Consider the following 14,228-nt stretch of genomic DNA (forward strand, 5'->3'; position numbering starts at 1 on the left):
GGACGGTGATCCGTACCGGCCGCCGCCGCGCGGCACAATGGCCCGCATGACCTCCGCACTCGACCCCGCCATCGCCGCCCGGCTCAAGCGCTCGCCCGACGGCCTGGTGCCGGCCATCGCCCAGCAGTACGACACCGGTGAGGTGCTCATGCTCGGATGGATGGACGACGAGGCGCTGCACCGGACCCTGACCACGGGCCGCTGCACGTACTGGTCGCGCAGCCGCCAGGAGTACTGGGTGAAGGGGGACACTTCCGGCCACGTCCAGCACGTGAAGTCCGTCGCCCTCGACTGCGACGCCGACACCGTGCTCGTCAAGGTCGACCAGGTCGGCGCCGCCTGCCACACCGGCGCCCGTACGTGCTTCGACGCCGACGTCCTCCCGCTGGCCGCCGACCAGGCAGACAGGTGACGCATCCCATGGATCTCGAACAGTTCCGCAAGCTCGCCGCCGACCGCCGCGTCATCCCGGTGAGCCGCAAGCTGCTGGCCGACGGCGACACCCCCGTCGGCCTCTACCGCAAGCTGGCCGCCGAGCGCCCGGGCACCTTCCTGCTGGAGTCCGCCGAGAACGGCCGCTCCTGGTCGCGCTACTCCTTCGTCGGCGTCCGCAGCGACGCCACGCTCACCGTCCGCGACGGCGAGGCCCACTGGATCGGCACCCCGCCGGTCGGCGTCCCCACCGGCGGCGACCCCCTCCAGGCGCTGCGCGCCACCGTGCAGGCCCTGCACACCCCGCGCGACCTCGCCGCCGGCATGCCGCCCTTCACCGGCGGCATGGTCGGCTACCTCGGCTACGACATCGTGCGCCGCCTGGAGCGCATCGGCGAGCACGGCTCCGACGACCTGCGGCTGCCCGAGCTGACCATGCTGCTCACCTCCGACCTCGCGGTCCTCGACCACTGGGACGGCACCGTCCAGCTCATCGCCAACGCGATCAACCACAACGACCTGGACACCGGGGTCGACGAGGCGTACGCCGACGCCGTCGCCCGGCTCGACGCCATGGAGGCCGACCTCGCGCGGCCCGCCCCGTACACCCCGGCCCCGCTCCCGGCCTCCGAGCTGCCCCAGTACTCCGCGCTGTGGGGCGGTGCGGACTACCAGGCCGCCGTCGAGGACATCAAGGAGCGCATCCGGGCCGGCGAGGCCTTCCAGGTGGTGCCCTCGCAGCGGTTCGAGACGGCCTGCGAGGCCTCCGCGCTGGACGTCTACCGGGTGCTGCGGGCCACCAACCCGTCCCCGTACATGTACCTCTTCCGCTTCGAGAACGGCTTCGACGTCGTCGGCTCCAGCCCCGAGGCCCTGGTCAAGGTCGAGGACGGCCGGGCCATGGTGCACCCCATCGCGGGCACCCGCCACCGCGGGGCCACCCCGCAGGAGGACCAGGCCCTCGCCGAGGAGCTGCTGGCCGACCCCAAGGAGCGCGCGGAGCACCTGATGCTCGTCGACCTCGGCCGCAACGACCTCGGCCGGGTCTGCGAGCCGGGCTCGGTCGAGGTGGTCGACTTCATGTCCATCGAGCGGTACTCGCACGTGATGCACATCGTCTCCACCGTCACCGGCCGGGTCGCCGAGGGCCGCACCGCCTTCGACGTGCTGACCGCCTGCTTCCCCGCAGGGACCCTGTCGGGCGCGCCCAAGCCGCGGGCCATGCAGATCATCGAGGAGCTGGAGCCCTCGCGCCGCGGCCTGTACGGCGGCTGCGTCGGCTACCTGGACTTCGCCGGGGACTCCGACACCGCCATCGCCATCCGCACGGCCCTGCTGCGCGACGGCACGGCCTACGTCCAGGCCGGCGCGGGCGTGGTCGCGGACTCGGTGCCCGAGCTGGAGGACGACGAGTGCCGCAACAAGGCCGCGGCGGTGCTGCGCGCGGTGGCGGCGGCCAACCGGATGACCCGCTGACCGGCCCGCAGGGGCGTAGGGGATAGTGGGGTACGTGAGTGCCGTACCCCCACCCCGAAACGACACCGGCGAAGCCCCGGGACAGGACGCCGCGGACGCCGCAAACGCCGCGGACGCCCCTGGTGCCGCGCAGGCCCCCGGCGGTGCCGGCGGCCGCCGCAGCGTGGCCGCCGCCCTGCTGCTCGGCGCCCTCGGCGCCACCGTCGTCCTCCTGGCCTCCGGCCGGGTGTGGGCCCGGGGCACCGCCGCCGTCGGCGGCGGCTCGCTCCCGCTGACCGCGGACGGGCGCGCCGTCACCGGGCTGCCGGCGGCCCTGGCCATCGTGGGCCTGGCCGCCCTGGTGGCGGTCTTCGCCGTGCGCGGCAGGGGCCGGCTGGTGGTCTCCGCCCTGCTCGCGCTGAGCGGTCTGGGCGCGGCCGTCTCCGCGGCCCTGGCCGCCGGCGACCGGCAGGCGCTGGACGCCCAGGCCGCCCGGGCCACTGCGGACACCGCGGCCCGCGTCGGCGCGCTGACGCACACCGCATGGCCGTACGTGACCGCGGCGGGGGCCGTGCTCATCCTGGCCGCCGGACTGCTGGCCCTGAGGTTCGGCAGCAGCTGGCCCGCGATGGGCGGCCGCTACGAGCGCGACGGCGCCTCCCGCGGCCGCCGCGCCGCAGCCGTCGACACCGACCGGCCCGAGGACCTCTGGAAGGCCCTGGACCGCGGCGAGGACCCCACCCGCTGACCACGGTGCTGCCCTCGTGCGGGACAATGGGCAGCGAGCGTGCGACACAGCACTTGCGACAGAGCGAACGTGAAAACGTTAAAACGTTAAAAATGAGGAGCAACTCATGGCGGGCAGCAACCACGGACACACCCCGGCCGCCTGGACCGGTGTCATCATCGCCTTCATCGGTTTCTGCGTTTCCGGCGCGTTCATGGTGCTCGCGAACCCGATCGGGTTCTGGGCCGGCATCGTCATCGTCGCCCTCGGTGGTGTCGTGGGCATGGCGATGAAGGCCGCGGGCATGGGCGCCCCGAAGCCCGCCCACGAGGACCTCGCCAAGGCCATCGCCGCCGCCAAGGCCTGAGTGCCCGGCCGTCGGCCCAGCCGACACCGCGGACACCGACGCGAGAGGCGCGGCCCGCCGGGCTGCGCCTTTCGTCATGACCGGAGAGAATCAGCGCGTGGACGCCTCCCGCACCCCCCGCACCGCACCCGTGCCGCCGCCCGCTGCCCCTCCGGCCGTGCCCGCCCCCCATGCCCCCGGATGGCCCCCGGGCGCGCCTCCCGGCGCCTTCGCCGCCCCGCACGGGCCCGCCGCGGCAGCCCCGGCCTCCCGGGCCCGCCGCCTGGCCGCCCCGGTGCTCACGCTGGCCGGAGCGGCCGCGGCATTTGCGTACGTAGGCGCCGTGGACCCCAATGAACCCGGCCACTATCCGGTGTGCCCGCTTTTCCGCGTCACCGGAATCCTGTGTCCCGGATGCGGCGGCCTGCGCAGTGCGCACGCGTTCGCCCACGGCGATCTGATCACCGCTCTCGGGGCGAATGCGCTGGCCGTCGTCGCCTACTTCGTCTTCGCCGGCTTCATGGCCCGGTGGCTGCTCACCGCCTGGCGGGGCGCCCCCACGCCGCGTTTTGCCCTGAAGGGGCCGTACTGGTGGGCCCTGGGCGGTCTCGCCCTGGTGTTCTGCGTCGTCCGCAACCTTCCCTTCGGATCCGCGCTGGCCCCGTGAGACCTATATGAAGCCCAGATTCCGAATGTCCAGGTAATGGGACGCCGGTCAACCGCGTGCGGAGGGCAACGCCTCCTGCGGATACCATTTGATTGCCGACCTTGCAGTCGTACGTGTCTGCGAGGCGGCCGACCGTCATCGACCCGGAAGGGGGCCGCTCGCGTGAGTGTGCTCGACGAGATCATCGAAGGGGTCCGCGAAGACCTTGCCGAACGGCAGGCCCGCGTGAGCCTCGACGAGCTCAAGGAGCGTGCCGCCAAGGCGCCCCAGGCCAAGGACGGCGTCGCGGCCCTGCGCGGCGACGGCGTCAAGGTGATCTGCGAGGTCAAGCGCTCCAGCCCCTCCAAGGGCGCGCTGGCCGCGATCGCCGACCCGGCCGGGCTCGCCGCCGACTACGAGGCGGGCGGTGCCGCGGTGATCTCCGTCCTCACCGAGCAGCGCCGCTTCGGCGGATCGCTGGCCGACCTGGAGGCCGTCCGCGCCCGCGTGGACATCCCGATCCTGCGCAAGGACTTCATCGTCACCTCGTACCAGCTCTGGGAGGCCCGGGCCTACGGCGCCGACCTCGTGCTGCTGATCGTGGCGGCGCTGGACCAGGAGGCCCTCGTCTCCCTCATCGAGCGGGCCGAGTCCATCGGCCTCACCCCGCTCGTCGAGGTCCACGACGAGGAGGAGATCGAGCGCGCGGTGGCCGCCGGCGCCAAGATCATCGGCGTGAACGCACGCAACCTCAAGGACCTCACCGTCGACCGCTCCACCTTCGAGCGCGTCGTCGGCGAGATCCCCGCCCACATCGTCAAGGTCGCCGAGTCCGGCATCCGCGGACCGCACGACCTGATCGCCTACGCGAACGAGGGCGCCGACGCCGTCCTCGTGGGCGAGTCCCTGGTGACCGGACGCGACCCGAAGGCGGCCGTGGCCGACCTCGTCGCCGCCGGCGCCCACCCCGCCCTGCGCCACGGACGGAGCTGACCCGACCCATGGCCTGTGACCGCCCCTCCGTCCGCACCCGCCCGGGCAGTGGCCCGGCCGGCGTGCCGACGGCGCACGCGCCCCTGGCGCGCGGCTGCCGCCCCCGCGGCTGCCGCGCCCCGGCCCGGCGCGTCCACGGGCGGCGGGTCCGGTACGTGATCGGCTCGGAGCCCGGCCAGGTCAACGGCATGCGATGGCGCCCCGGAGGCGCGCCGTAACGGACGGGCCCGGCGGCCGATCGCCGCGGGACCCCTCCGCGAGGGCCCTTGCTGCCCGGGACCGGACAACGACCGGACCGGGGCGGCGCGGCCTTCCCGCCCCGTACGCACGCACCACGAGCCCCCACCCTCCCCGCCGGACTCCGTGTCCGGTCGGCGGGGTGCGGCGCGCGGGCCACGGGCGGGCGGCGCAATACGGTGAAAACCACCCGCCGCACACGCATCCCACAGGAGTGACTGGGCATGTCCAGCGCCACTGAATTCTTCATCCCGGACCCGGAGGGTCAGGTTCCGAACGCCGAGGGGTACTTCGGCGACTTCGGCGGCAAGTTCATCCCGGAGGCGCTCGTCGCCGCCGTGGACGAGGTCGCCGTGGAGTACGAGAAGGCCAAGGCCGACCCGGCCTTCGCGGCCGAGCTCAACGACCTGATGGTCAACTACACCGGCCGCCCCAGCGCCCTCACCGAGGTGCCGCGGTTCGCCGAGCACGCCGGCGGGGCCCGGATCTTCCTCAAGCGCGAGGACCTCAACCACACCGGCTCGCACAAGATCAACAACGTGCTGGGCCAGGCCCTGCTCACCAAGCGCATGGGCAAGACCCGCGTGATCGCCGAGACCGGAGCCGGCCAGCACGGCGTGGCCACCGCCACCGCCTGCGCCCTCTTCGGCCTCGAGTGCACCGTCTACATGGGCGAGATCGACACCCAGCGCCAGGCCCTCAACGTGGCCCGCATGCGCATGCTCGGCGCCGAGGTCATCGCCGTGAAGTCCGGCTCGCGCACCCTCAAGGACGCCATCAACGAGGCCTTCCGCGACTGGGTTGCCAACGTCGACCGCACCCACTACCTCTTCGGCACCGTCGCCGGCCCCCACCCCTTCCCGGCCATGGTCCGCGACTTCCACCGCGTCATCGGCGTCGAGGCCCGCCGCCAGATCCTCGAGCGCGCCGGACGCCTGCCCGACGCCGTCGCGGCCTGCGTCGGCGGCGGCTCCAACGCCATCGGCCTCTTCCACGCCTTCATCCCCGACGCCGGGGTCCGCCTGGTCGGCTTCGAGCCCGCCGGGCACGGCGTCGAGACCGGCGAGCACGCGGCCACGCTGACCGCCGGCGAGCCGGGCATCCTGCACGGCTCCCGCAGCTACGTCCTGCAGGACGACGAGGGCCAGATCACCGAGCCGTACTCGATCTCGGCCGGCCTGGACTACCCGGGCATCGGCCCGGAGCACTCCTTCCTCAAGGACACCGGCCGCGGCGAGTACCGCGCGGTCACCGACGACGCGGCCATGCAGGCCCTGCGCCTGCTCTCGCGCACCGAGGGCATCATCCCGGCCATCGAGTCCGCCCACGCCCTCGCCGGCGCCCTCGACCTGGGCCGCGAGCTCGGCAAGGACGGGCTGATCGTGGTCAACCTGTCCGGCCGCGGCGACAAGGACATGGACACCGCCGCCCGCTACTTCGGGCTGTACGACGCGGAGCAGCCGAGCGCGACCGAGAACGACGCCGAGGGGGAGTCGAAGTGAGCAACACCAGTGAGAAGACCGGGCGCATCCAGCTCCTGAGCGACACCCTCGCCAAGGCGAAGTCCGAGGACCGCGCCGCCCTCGTCGCCTACCTCCCCGCGGGCTTCCCCACCGTCGACGGCGGCATCGAGGCCGTCAAGGCCGTCATCGAGGGCGGCGCGGACGTGGTCGAGGTCGGCCTCCCGCACAGTGACCCCGTCCTCGACGGAGCGATCATCCAGACCGCCGACGACATCGCCCTGCGCGGCGGGGTCAAGATCGCCGACGTGCTGCGCACCGTGCGCGAGGCGCACGAGGCGACCGGCGCCCCCGTGCTGGTCATGACGTACTGGAACCCCATCGACCGCTACGGCGTGGAGCGGTTCGCCGCCGAGCTCGCAGAGGCGGGCGGCGCCGGCTGCATCCTGCCCGACCTGCCGGTCCAGGAGTCCGCGCTGTGGCGCGAGCACGCCGACCGGCACGGCCTGGCGACCGTCTTCGTCGTCGCGCCCAGCAGCAAGGACGAGCGCCTGGCCACCATCACCGCAGCCGGGTCCGGCTTCGTCTACGCCGCCTCCCTCATGGGCGTCACCGGCACCCGCGAGTCGGTCGGCCACGAGGCCCAGGAGCTGGTCCGCCGCACCCGCACCACGACCGAGCTGCCGGTCTGCGTGGGCCTCGGCGTCTCCAACGCCGCCCAGGCCAAGGAGGTCGCCGGCTTCGCCGACGGCGTCATCGTCGGCTCGGCGTTCGTGAAGCTGCTGCTGGACGCCCCCGACCTGCCGGCCGGGCTGGACGCCGTACGGGCGCTGGCGGGCGAACTTGCGGAAGGCGTACGCAGGAGCTGACGCCGACCGGAGCCCCGGAAGGTTATGTAACCCGATCGGGTGGATCTGGGAGCAGGGAGGCACGCGAGTGCCTCCCTGCTTCGTTTGGCCGACCGTGAGCGAGAAGAACGACGGTGCGAACCGCCAAGCGAAACGATCGGCCCGGGAACGACTCCAAGCGGAGCGCGAGCGGGAGAAGAAGAAGGACAAGCGCCGGCGGACGCTCGTCGTGGCGGGCGCGGTGGTCGGCGTCCTCGGCCTGGCGGCCGTGGTCGGCCTGATCGCCGCCAACAGCGGCAAGGGCGGCAAGACCACCGGGAGCGGACCGGTGACCGCCCCCTCGGGGGCCACCGGCAAGGACGCCCTGGCCATCCAGACGGGCCGCAGCGAGGCCGCGTCCACGCTGACGGTGTGGGAGGACTTCCGCTGCCCGGCCTGCAAGTCCTTCGAGACCAACTACCGGGACACCGTCCACGAGCTGGAGGCCAAGGGCCTGCTCAAGGTCGACTACCACCTGGTCACCCTCATCGACGGGAACATGGGCGGCAGCGGCTCACTGCGCGGCGCCAATGCGGCCGCCTGCGCCCAGGACGCCGGGAAGTTCGCCGCGTACCACGACCTGCTCTTCCAGAACCAGCCGGAGGAGACGGACGACGCCTACGGCAAGAACGCCAAGCTGCTGGAGCTCGCCGCCAAGGTGCCCGGGCTCGACACGCCGGAGTTCCGCACCTGCGTCGAGAAGGGCACGCACGACAGCTGGGTGGCCAAGTCGCACGAGGCGTTCCGCGCCGGGAAGTTCCGGGGCACCCCGAGCGTCCTGCTGAACGGCAAGGACATCTTCGCCGACCAGGCCCACCCGATCACCCCGCAGAAGCTGAAGGAAACGGTGGAGGCGGCGGCCAGGGGCGGCAGCCCCTCGGCGACCCCTTCCCCGTCCGCGTCCCCCTCGGCCTCCCCGGCCGGAGCCCGTACGAAGCCCTCCGCGGCGGCGACGGGGGCGACGGGGGCGGCGCGCGCGGGCGCCTCGGCGTCGAAGGGAGCCGCGGGAGAGTGAGGCGGGCGGGGGGAGGAGGTGTCGATTTGATGGCGGCTTGCCGGGCGGGTTGCGATCCGTACCGCCCGGCAGGGTAGCGTCGGTCCTGCCATGAACCTTGCCTACATCCCCAGCCCGTCGACCGGCGTGGTCCACCTCGGGCCGATCCCGCTGCGCGGCTACGCGTTCTGCATCATCATCGGCGTCTTCGTCGCCGTCTGGCTCGGCAACAAGCGCTGGATCGCGCGCGGCGGAAAGCCGGGCACGGTCGCGGACATCGCCGTGTGGGCCGTCCCGTTCGGCCTGGTCGGCGGTCGCCTCTACCACGTGATCACCGACTACCAGCTGTACTTCGGCGAAGGCCGCAACTGGGTCGACGCCTTCAAGATCTGGGAAGGCGGCCTCGGCATCTGGGGCGCGATCGCGCTGGGCGCGGTCGGCGCCTGGATCGGCTGCCGCCTGCGCGGCATCCCGCTGCCGGCCTGGGCCGACGCCCTGGCCCCCGGCATCGCCCTCGCCCAGGCCTGCGGCCGCTGGGGCAACTGGTTCAACCAGGAGCTCTACGGCCGGGCCACCGACCTGCCGTGGGCGCTGGAGATCAGCGAGGGGCCGAACCGGGTCGCCGGTACCTACCACCCGACGTTCCTGTACGAGTCGCTGTGGTGCATCGGCGTGGCCCTGCTGGTCCTGTGGGCCGACCGGCGCTTCACGCTCGGGCACGGGCGCGCGTTCGCGCTGTACGTGGCCGCGTACTGCGCGGGCCGCGGCTGGATCGAGTACATGCGGGTCGACGAGGCCCACCACATCCTCGGCGTCCGCCTGAACGTGTGGACCGCCATCGTGGTCTTCGTCCTGGCGGTGGTCTACTTCATCCTCTCGGCGAAGCTCCGGCCGGGCCGCGAAGCGGTGGTCGAACCGGACCGGGGGCCCGCGGCCGCGGACCCGCAGACGACCGGGGCCGAGGCCGACGCCGCGCCCGCGACCCCGGCCGAGGCCGAGCCGGCCGCTGCCGAGGTCAGCCTCACGAAGCCGGAGCCGGCGGCCGACGCGGCCGTCGCGGCCGAGGCCCCGAAGGCCGAGGCTTCGAAGGCCGAGGTCCCGGGTGCCAAGAGCGGCGACACCGCGGCCGCAAAGGCCGACGCGACCGACGCCTGACCCGTCGGCCTCGTCGCCCGCCCCCTGCCACCGCGGCAGGGCCCGGCAGCCTCCGCCCACCCCCCGCTTCGGAAGCGGGGGGTGGGCTTTTTCGGCCGCGGCCTGCGGGCCCTCGTCTCCGCCGACCACCGGGCTCAGCCCGGCCCCGCGCCTCAAACGCCGGCGGGGCTGAGTGTGCGGGACCGGGGTCCAGGGGTGGGCGGTAGCCGGTCGGCTTGGGAGGCCGCCCCGGCCGCTGGCGGGGCTGGCTCCTCCGCCGTCGAAGCAGGGGGTCGGCCGCCTCGGCCTCCCTGGCGCAGCAGGCGGGGGCGGAGCTCCAGGCAGCGCGGCTGGGGCGGGGTGCGGGCTCTGCTCGGGCCCAGGGCTCAGGTGTCGGGGCTTGTTCCGCTTGCGAAGCGGGGGTGGGACATGTCAGCCTCGCCGGCGTTTGAGGCGCGGGGTTCGGGGCGGAGCCCCGAGGGCCTCGGGGCCGCCGGGTGCCGCCGGCCGGGGGTCAGGAGGGGATCGGGGATTCTCGGCGGGACAGGGCCACCACCCGTTCCGCGCCGGCCAGGACGGCCGGGTCGACGAAGCGGCCGTCCGGGAGGGCCACCGCGCCCGGGCTGCGGCGGGCCGCCGCGACGATCTCCTGCGCCGCGGTGACCTCCTCCGGGCCGGGGAGATAGGCCCGCTCGATCACCGGCAGCTGCCGGGGGTGGATCGCCGCCCGGCCCAGGAAGCCCAGCGCCCGGCCCCGGGCGCAGGAGGCGGCCAGGCCGTCCAGGTCCCGGATGTCCGGGTAGACCGACTGGGCCGGCGGCGCCAGGCCCGCCGCCCTGGCGGCGACGACCACCCGCGCGCGCGGCCAGTCGAGGCCGCCCTCCGCGGTGATCCCCAGGTCGGCGCGGAGGTCGGCCTCGCCGAGGGACAGCCCCCGCAGGGCCGGGTGCGCGCGGGCGATGTCGTACGCCCGCTCCACCCCCAGCGCGGATTCCAGCAGGGCGTGCAGGGCCACCCCGCCGGTGCGGTCCGCCGCCTGGACGATCTGCTCCGGGGCGGTGATCTTCGGCAGCCGCAGCCCCGCCAGCCCCCGCAGCCCGGTCAGTGCGGTGAGGTCGGCCCCGCCCCACGGGGAGTCGAGTGCGTTGACGCGGACGTGGACGGGGACGGGCGGCCGTTCGCCGAGCAGCTCGGCGGTGGCGGCCCGCGCGTACTCCTTGCGGGAGGCCGACACGGCGTCCTCCAGGTCGACGATGACCGCGTCGGCCCCGGACCGCAGGGCCTTGGCGACCACCCCGGGCCGGTCGCCGGGCACGTAGAGCCAGGTCAGGATCACAGGGCCCCCTCCATCCGGAGCGCGCTGATCTCGGCCTCGGTCAGGCCGAGCTCGGTCAGGACGGCGTCGGTGTCGGCGCCGTGCGGGCGGCCCGCCCAGCGGATCCCGCCCGGCGTCCCGGACAGGCGGAACAGGACGTTCTGCATCCGGAGCGGGCCGAGCTCCGGGTCCTGCACCTCCGTGACGGTGTCCAGGGCCGCGAACTGCGGATCGGCCATGACGTCCCGTACGTCGTAGACCGGCGACACGGCCGCCTCGGCCTCCTCGAAGGCCGCGGCCACCTCCTCGGCCTTGTGCCGGCCGATCCACCCGCCGACCGCCTCGTCGAGGACGGCCGCGTGCGCGGCCCGCCCCGCCCCGCTCGCGAACCACGGCTCGCCGGCCAGCTCCGGCCGGCCCACCAGGCGTACGACCCGTTCCGCGACGGACTGCGCGGAGGTGGAGACCGCCAGCCAGCGGCCGTCGGCGCTGCGGTAGATGTTGCGGGGGGCGTTGTTGGTGGAGCGGTTCCCGGTGCGCGGCTGGACGTAGCCGAGCTGGTCGTACCAGAGCGGGTGCGGGCCCAGCACGGTCAGGATCGGCTCGATGATCGCCAGGTCGACCACCTGGCCGTGACCGGTCCGGTCCCGGCCGGCGAGCGCGGTCATCACGGCGTACGCGCAGGTCAGCGCCGCGATCGAGTCGGCCAGCCCGAACGGCGGCAGGGTCGGCGGGCCGTCCGGATCGCCGGTGATCGCGGCGAAACCGCTCATCGCCTCCGCGAGGGTGCCGAAGCCGGGGCGGCGGGCGTAGGGGCCCTGCTGGCCGAAGGCCGTGACGCGGGCCAGGACGAGGCGGGGGTTGGCCGACGACAGCTCGGGCCAGCCCAGGCCCCACCGCTCCAGGGTGCCGGGGCGGAAGTTCTCGACGATCACGTCGGCGGTGGCGGCCAGCCGCAGCAGGGTGTCCCGCCCGCCCGGAGTGGACAGGTCGAGGGTCATCGTCCGCTTGTTCCGCCCGAGCAGCTTCCACCACAGCCCCACCCCGTCCTTGGCGGGGCCGTGCCCGCGGGAGGGGTCGGGGCGCCCGGGGTGCTCCACCTTGACCACCTCGGCCCCGAAGTCCCCGAGCAGGGTGGCGGCCAGCGGCCCGGCGAACAGCGTGGCGAGGTCCAGCACGCGCAGCCCCCGCAGCGGGCCGGGGGCGGCCTCCGGCGGCGGGTTCACGAGGATCCGGCCCCGGCCGCGGCGGCGTAGGCCGCGTACGCCGCGTCCGTCTCCGGACGCCCCGGCATCGAGTCCTGCGCCCCCGGCCGCTGCACCGACAGCGACGCCGCCGCGGCCGCCCACCCCAGCGCCTCCCGCATCGGCCGGCCCTCGCCCAGCGCCACCGCCAGCGCCCCGACGAACGTGTCCCCGGCCGCCGTGGAGTCCACCGCCCGGACCCGCGGCGCCGGCACCGCGTACGGCTCGTGCCCGCGCGCCGCGTACAGCGCCCCGGCCGCGCCCAGGGTGACCACCACCTCCGGGACCTGCTCCAGCAGCGCCGCCGCGGCCTGCCGCGGGTCGGTCAGCCCCGTCAGGGCCGCCGCCTCGTGCTCGTTGGGCACCAGCAGGTCCACCGAGGCCAGCAGCCCGCCGGGCAGCGGCTGCGCCGGCGCGGGAGTCAGCACCGTCCGTACGCCGTGCGCCCGGGCCGCGCGCGCGGCCGCCGTGACCCCGGACAGCGGCACCTCCAGTTGCAGCAGCAGGGACCCGGCCTCGGCGATCCGGGCCTCGTCGCCCGCCTCCAGCCCCGTGACCAGGGCGTTCGCGCCGGGGATGACCACGATGCTGTTGCCGCCCTCGTCGTCCACCGTGATGTGCGCGGTCCCGCTGGCCCCCTCCACGGTCCGCAGCCCGCCCGTGTCGACCCCGGCCGAGGCCAGCGCGGAGCGCAGCCGAACGCCGAACTCGTCGGCGCCGACCGCGCCGATCATCACCACGCGGGCCCCGCACCGGGCCGCGGCGACGGCCTGGTTGGCGCCCTTGCCGCCGGGGACGGTGCGGAAGGCGCGGCCGGTGACGGTCTCCCCGAGGCGGGGGGCTTTGGTGACGTAGGCGACGAGGTCCATGTTCGTACTGCCGAGCACGGCGATGGCCGTCATGAGCGTGCTGCCTCCTGTGCGGTGAGCTGGGCGAGGGTGTCGAAGCCGATGCCGTCGAAGCCGGCGATGCAGGTGGCCAGGCGGTTCTTCAGCGGAGCGCGCCAGCGGTCCGGGACCCGGCCGGCGACCAGCGCGGCCAGGGAGCCGGCGGTCGCGCCGTTGGAGTCGGTGTCCCAGCCGCCGGAGACGGCCCGGCACACGGAGCGGGTGAAGTCGCCGTCGGCGTGGGTCAGGGCCGCGGCGATCAGGGCGGTGTTGGGGACGGCATGGACCCAGTGGTAGTGACCGTAGCGCGCGTGCAGGCGGTCCACGACGCGGTCGAAGTCGGCCTCGTCGTCGTGCGCGGCCCGGATCCCGAAGCGGACGGCCTCGGCGAGGCGCGAGCCGGGCGGTACGACGGCCAGCCCGGCGCGCAGGGCGGTGTGCACGTCGGCCCGGCCCGAGGCCGCCTCGGCGATCGCGGCGGCGGCGAACAGGGCTGCGTAGAGGCCGTTGCGGGTGTGGGTGAGGGCGGCGTCGCGGTGGGCCTGCGCGGCGGCGGCCGCGGGGTCGCCGGGGTTGGTCCAGCCGTGCACGTCGGCGCGGATGAGGGCGCCGATCCACTCGCGGAAGGGGTTGTGGTGCACGGCGGTGGCCGGGGGCTCCAGGCCCAGCAGCAGGTTGCGGTAGGCGGCGCGCTCGGCCGTGAAGGTCCGCCCGGCGGGCAGCTCCTCGAGCCAGAGCCGGGCGACGTCGGCGGTGGCGAAGCCCCGTCCGTGGCGCCTGAGCAGCAGCAGGTTCAGCAGCGGGTAGTCGAGGTCGTCGTCCTCGGGCGCGCCGTCGATGTTCTCGGCGAGGGAGGTCGCGGCGGAGCGGCGGTTCCACGGGTACGCGGCCAGCAGGGCGGGCGGTACGCCGCGCGCGGTGAACCAGTCGTCCAGCGGCCAGTTGCCCGCGGCCCGGGCCAGCGCCCGGATCCCCTCCAGCGGCAGCTTCTCGACCGGCTTGCCGAGGACGCAGCCGACGGCCCGGCCCGTCCAGGCGGCCTCCAGCCGGGCCCGCAGGCCGCCGGGCGCGGGGCCGTCCGGCTCCGGCGGGGCGGCCGGGGGCGGGCCGGCCGGCCAGGTACGGGTGACGGCCGCCCAGGAGTCCGGCTCGGCCGCCGCCAGGGCCGGCTCCGCGGGCAGCTCGGCCAGCTCGGCCAGCAGCCGCCCGGCCAGCTCCCGCAGCCCGGGCGCCGCAGGCCCGGCCCCGGCCCGCGCCGGGGCGGCCGAACCGCCGGCCCCGAACCAGACCCGCGCCACCCCCGCGGCATCCCGCCCGTCCTCCGCGGCGAGCCGCAGCTCATGGCCGACCAGGACCTCGGGCTGCACCCAGGTCAGCCGCAGCCCGCCCGCCCCGCCGCCCGAGGGGCGGTCGCCCTCGGGGCGCCCCCGCCGTGCGCGGCCCCCGTGCGGACCACGCCCCTGCGGCCGGG

The 14,228-nt window shown here is 75.1% G+C and carries 15 protein-coding genes; 11 read left to right on the top strand and 4 right to left on the bottom strand.

The features are described 5' to 3' along the window. Positions 1-37: 37 nt before the first annotated feature. The 11 genes from hisI (at position 38) to lgt (ending at position 9,332) form a co-directional block, all read left to right on the top strand. Entirely contained in the window at positions 38-412 is a 375-nt protein-coding gene (gene hisI, locus AB0953_RS21310; protein ID WP_366861070.1) for a phosphoribosyl-AMP cyclohydrolase, read from the top strand. A gap of 8 nt (positions 413-420) precedes the next feature. Continuing rightward, the gene (locus AB0953_RS21315; RefSeq protein WP_366861071.1) at positions 421-1,908 is read left to right on the top strand and encodes an anthranilate synthase component I; all 1,488 of its coding nucleotides are present in this window, start codon (positions 421-423) and stop codon (positions 1,906-1,908) included. A 34-nt stretch (positions 1,909-1,942) separates the two neighbouring features. After that, on the top strand, positions 1,943-2,635 hold the full coding sequence (locus tag AB0953_RS21320) for a TIGR02234 family membrane protein (RefSeq protein WP_366861072.1): 693 nt from the start codon (positions 1,943-1,945) through the stop codon (positions 2,633-2,635). 106 nt (positions 2,636-2,741) lie between these two features. Beyond that, positions 2,742-2,981, top strand: coding sequence for an HGxxPAAW family protein (locus AB0953_RS21325; RefSeq protein WP_366861073.1), 240 nt, complete (start codon positions 2,742-2,744; stop codon positions 2,979-2,981). A gap of 76 nt (positions 2,982-3,057) precedes the next feature. Next, a complete protein-coding gene (locus tag AB0953_RS21330; RefSeq protein WP_366861074.1) occupies positions 3,058-3,627 on the top strand; it encodes a DUF2752 domain-containing protein in 570 nt (189 codons plus the stop codon). A 162-nt stretch (positions 3,628-3,789) separates the two neighbouring features. After that, positions 3,790-4,599, top strand: coding sequence for an indole-3-glycerol phosphate synthase TrpC (trpC, locus tag AB0953_RS21335; RefSeq protein WP_361918690.1), 810 nt, complete (start codon positions 3,790-3,792; stop codon positions 4,597-4,599). Between the two features lie 8 nt (positions 4,600-4,607). After that, positions 4,608-4,817 (top strand): tryptophan synthase subunit(beta), encoded by a 210-nt coding sequence (locus AB0953_RS21340; RefSeq protein ID WP_366861075.1) that lies wholly within the window; start codon positions 4,608-4,610, stop codon positions 4,815-4,817. A 243-nt stretch (positions 4,818-5,060) separates the two neighbouring features. Beyond that, entirely contained in the window at positions 5,061-6,338 is a 1,278-nt protein-coding gene (gene trpB, locus AB0953_RS21345) for a tryptophan synthase subunit beta (protein WP_366861076.1), read from the top strand. Then, complete coding sequence (gene trpA / locus AB0953_RS21350) at positions 6,335-7,165, top strand: tryptophan synthase subunit alpha (RefSeq protein ID WP_366861077.1); 831 nt, start codon at positions 6,335-6,337, stop codon at positions 7,163-7,165. Before trpB ends, trpA begins: the two co-directional genes overlap by 4 nt. 94 nt (positions 7,166-7,259) lie before the next feature. After that, on the top strand, positions 7,260-8,198 hold the full coding sequence (locus tag AB0953_RS21355; protein ID WP_366861078.1) for a thioredoxin domain-containing protein: 939 nt from the start codon (positions 7,260-7,262) through the stop codon (positions 8,196-8,198). 90 nt (positions 8,199-8,288) lie between these two features. After that, positions 8,289-9,332 (top strand): prolipoprotein diacylglyceryl transferase, encoded by a 1,044-nt coding sequence (lgt, locus tag AB0953_RS21360; RefSeq protein WP_366861079.1) that lies wholly within the window; start codon positions 8,289-8,291, stop codon positions 9,330-9,332. 493 nt (positions 9,333-9,825) lie between these two features. Here the strand turns inward: lgt and AB0953_RS21365 are convergent, their stop codons facing one another. Genes AB0953_RS21365 through AB0953_RS21380 form a run of 4 tightly spaced genes read right to left on the bottom strand, consistent with a single transcriptional unit; the run spans position 9,826 to position 14,124 of the window. After that, the gene (locus tag AB0953_RS21365; protein WP_366861080.1) at positions 9,826-10,647 is read right to left on the bottom strand and encodes a CoA ester lyase; all 822 of its coding nucleotides are present in this window, start codon (positions 10,645-10,647) and stop codon (positions 9,826-9,828) included. Then, complete coding sequence (locus tag AB0953_RS21370) at positions 10,644-11,852, bottom strand: CoA transferase (protein ID WP_366861081.1); 1,209 nt, start codon at positions 11,850-11,852, stop codon at positions 10,644-10,646. Before AB0953_RS21370 ends, AB0953_RS21365 begins: the two co-directional genes overlap by 4 nt. After that, positions 11,849-12,772 (bottom strand): ribokinase, encoded by a 924-nt coding sequence (rbsK, locus tag AB0953_RS21375; protein ID WP_366861082.1) that lies wholly within the window; start codon positions 12,770-12,772, stop codon positions 11,849-11,851. The genes AB0953_RS21370 and rbsK overlap by 4 nt, the downstream gene beginning before the upstream one ends. After that, a complete protein-coding gene (locus AB0953_RS21380; protein WP_366861083.1) occupies positions 12,769-14,124 on the bottom strand; it encodes an ADP-ribosylglycohydrolase family protein in 1,356 nt (451 codons plus the stop codon). The genes rbsK and AB0953_RS21380 overlap by 4 nt, the downstream gene beginning before the upstream one ends. Positions 14,125-14,228 lie beyond the last annotated feature (104 nt).

The sequence above is a fragment of the Streptomyces sp. NPDC046866 genome (assembly GCF_040704625.1).
GTDB lineage: Bacteria > Actinomycetota > Actinomycetes > Streptomycetales > Streptomycetaceae > Streptomyces.

Excerpts from the sequence above, each read along its gene's own strand:
- AB0953_RS21325 (WP_366861073.1), top strand. The coding sequence starts at position 2,742 with ATGGCGGGCAGCAACCACGGACACACCCCGGCCGCCTGGACCGGTGTC.
- AB0953_RS21340 (WP_366861075.1), top strand. The coding sequence starts at position 4,608 with ATGGCCTGTGACCGCCCCTCCGTCCGCACCCGCCCGGGCAGTGGCCCG.
- lgt (WP_366861079.1), top strand. The coding sequence starts at position 8,289 with ATGAACCTTGCCTACATCCCCAGCCCGTCGACCGGCGTGGTCCACCTC.
- trpB (WP_366861076.1), top strand. The coding sequence starts at position 5,061 with ATGTCCAGCGCCACTGAATTCTTCATCCCGGACCCGGAGGGTCAGGTT.
- AB0953_RS21330 (WP_366861074.1), top strand. The coding sequence starts at position 3,058 with ATGACCGGAGAGAATCAGCGCGTGGACGCCTCCCGCACCCCCCGCACC.
- AB0953_RS21315 (WP_366861071.1), top strand. The coding sequence starts at position 421 with ATGGATCTCGAACAGTTCCGCAAGCTCGCCGCCGACCGCCGCGTCATC.
- hisI (WP_366861070.1), top strand. The coding sequence starts at position 38 with ATGGCCCGCATGACCTCCGCACTCGACCCCGCCATCGCCGCCCGGCTC.
- rbsK (WP_366861082.1), bottom strand. The coding sequence starts at position 12,772 with ATGACGGCCATCGCCGTGCTCGGCAGTACGAACATGGACCTCGTCGCC.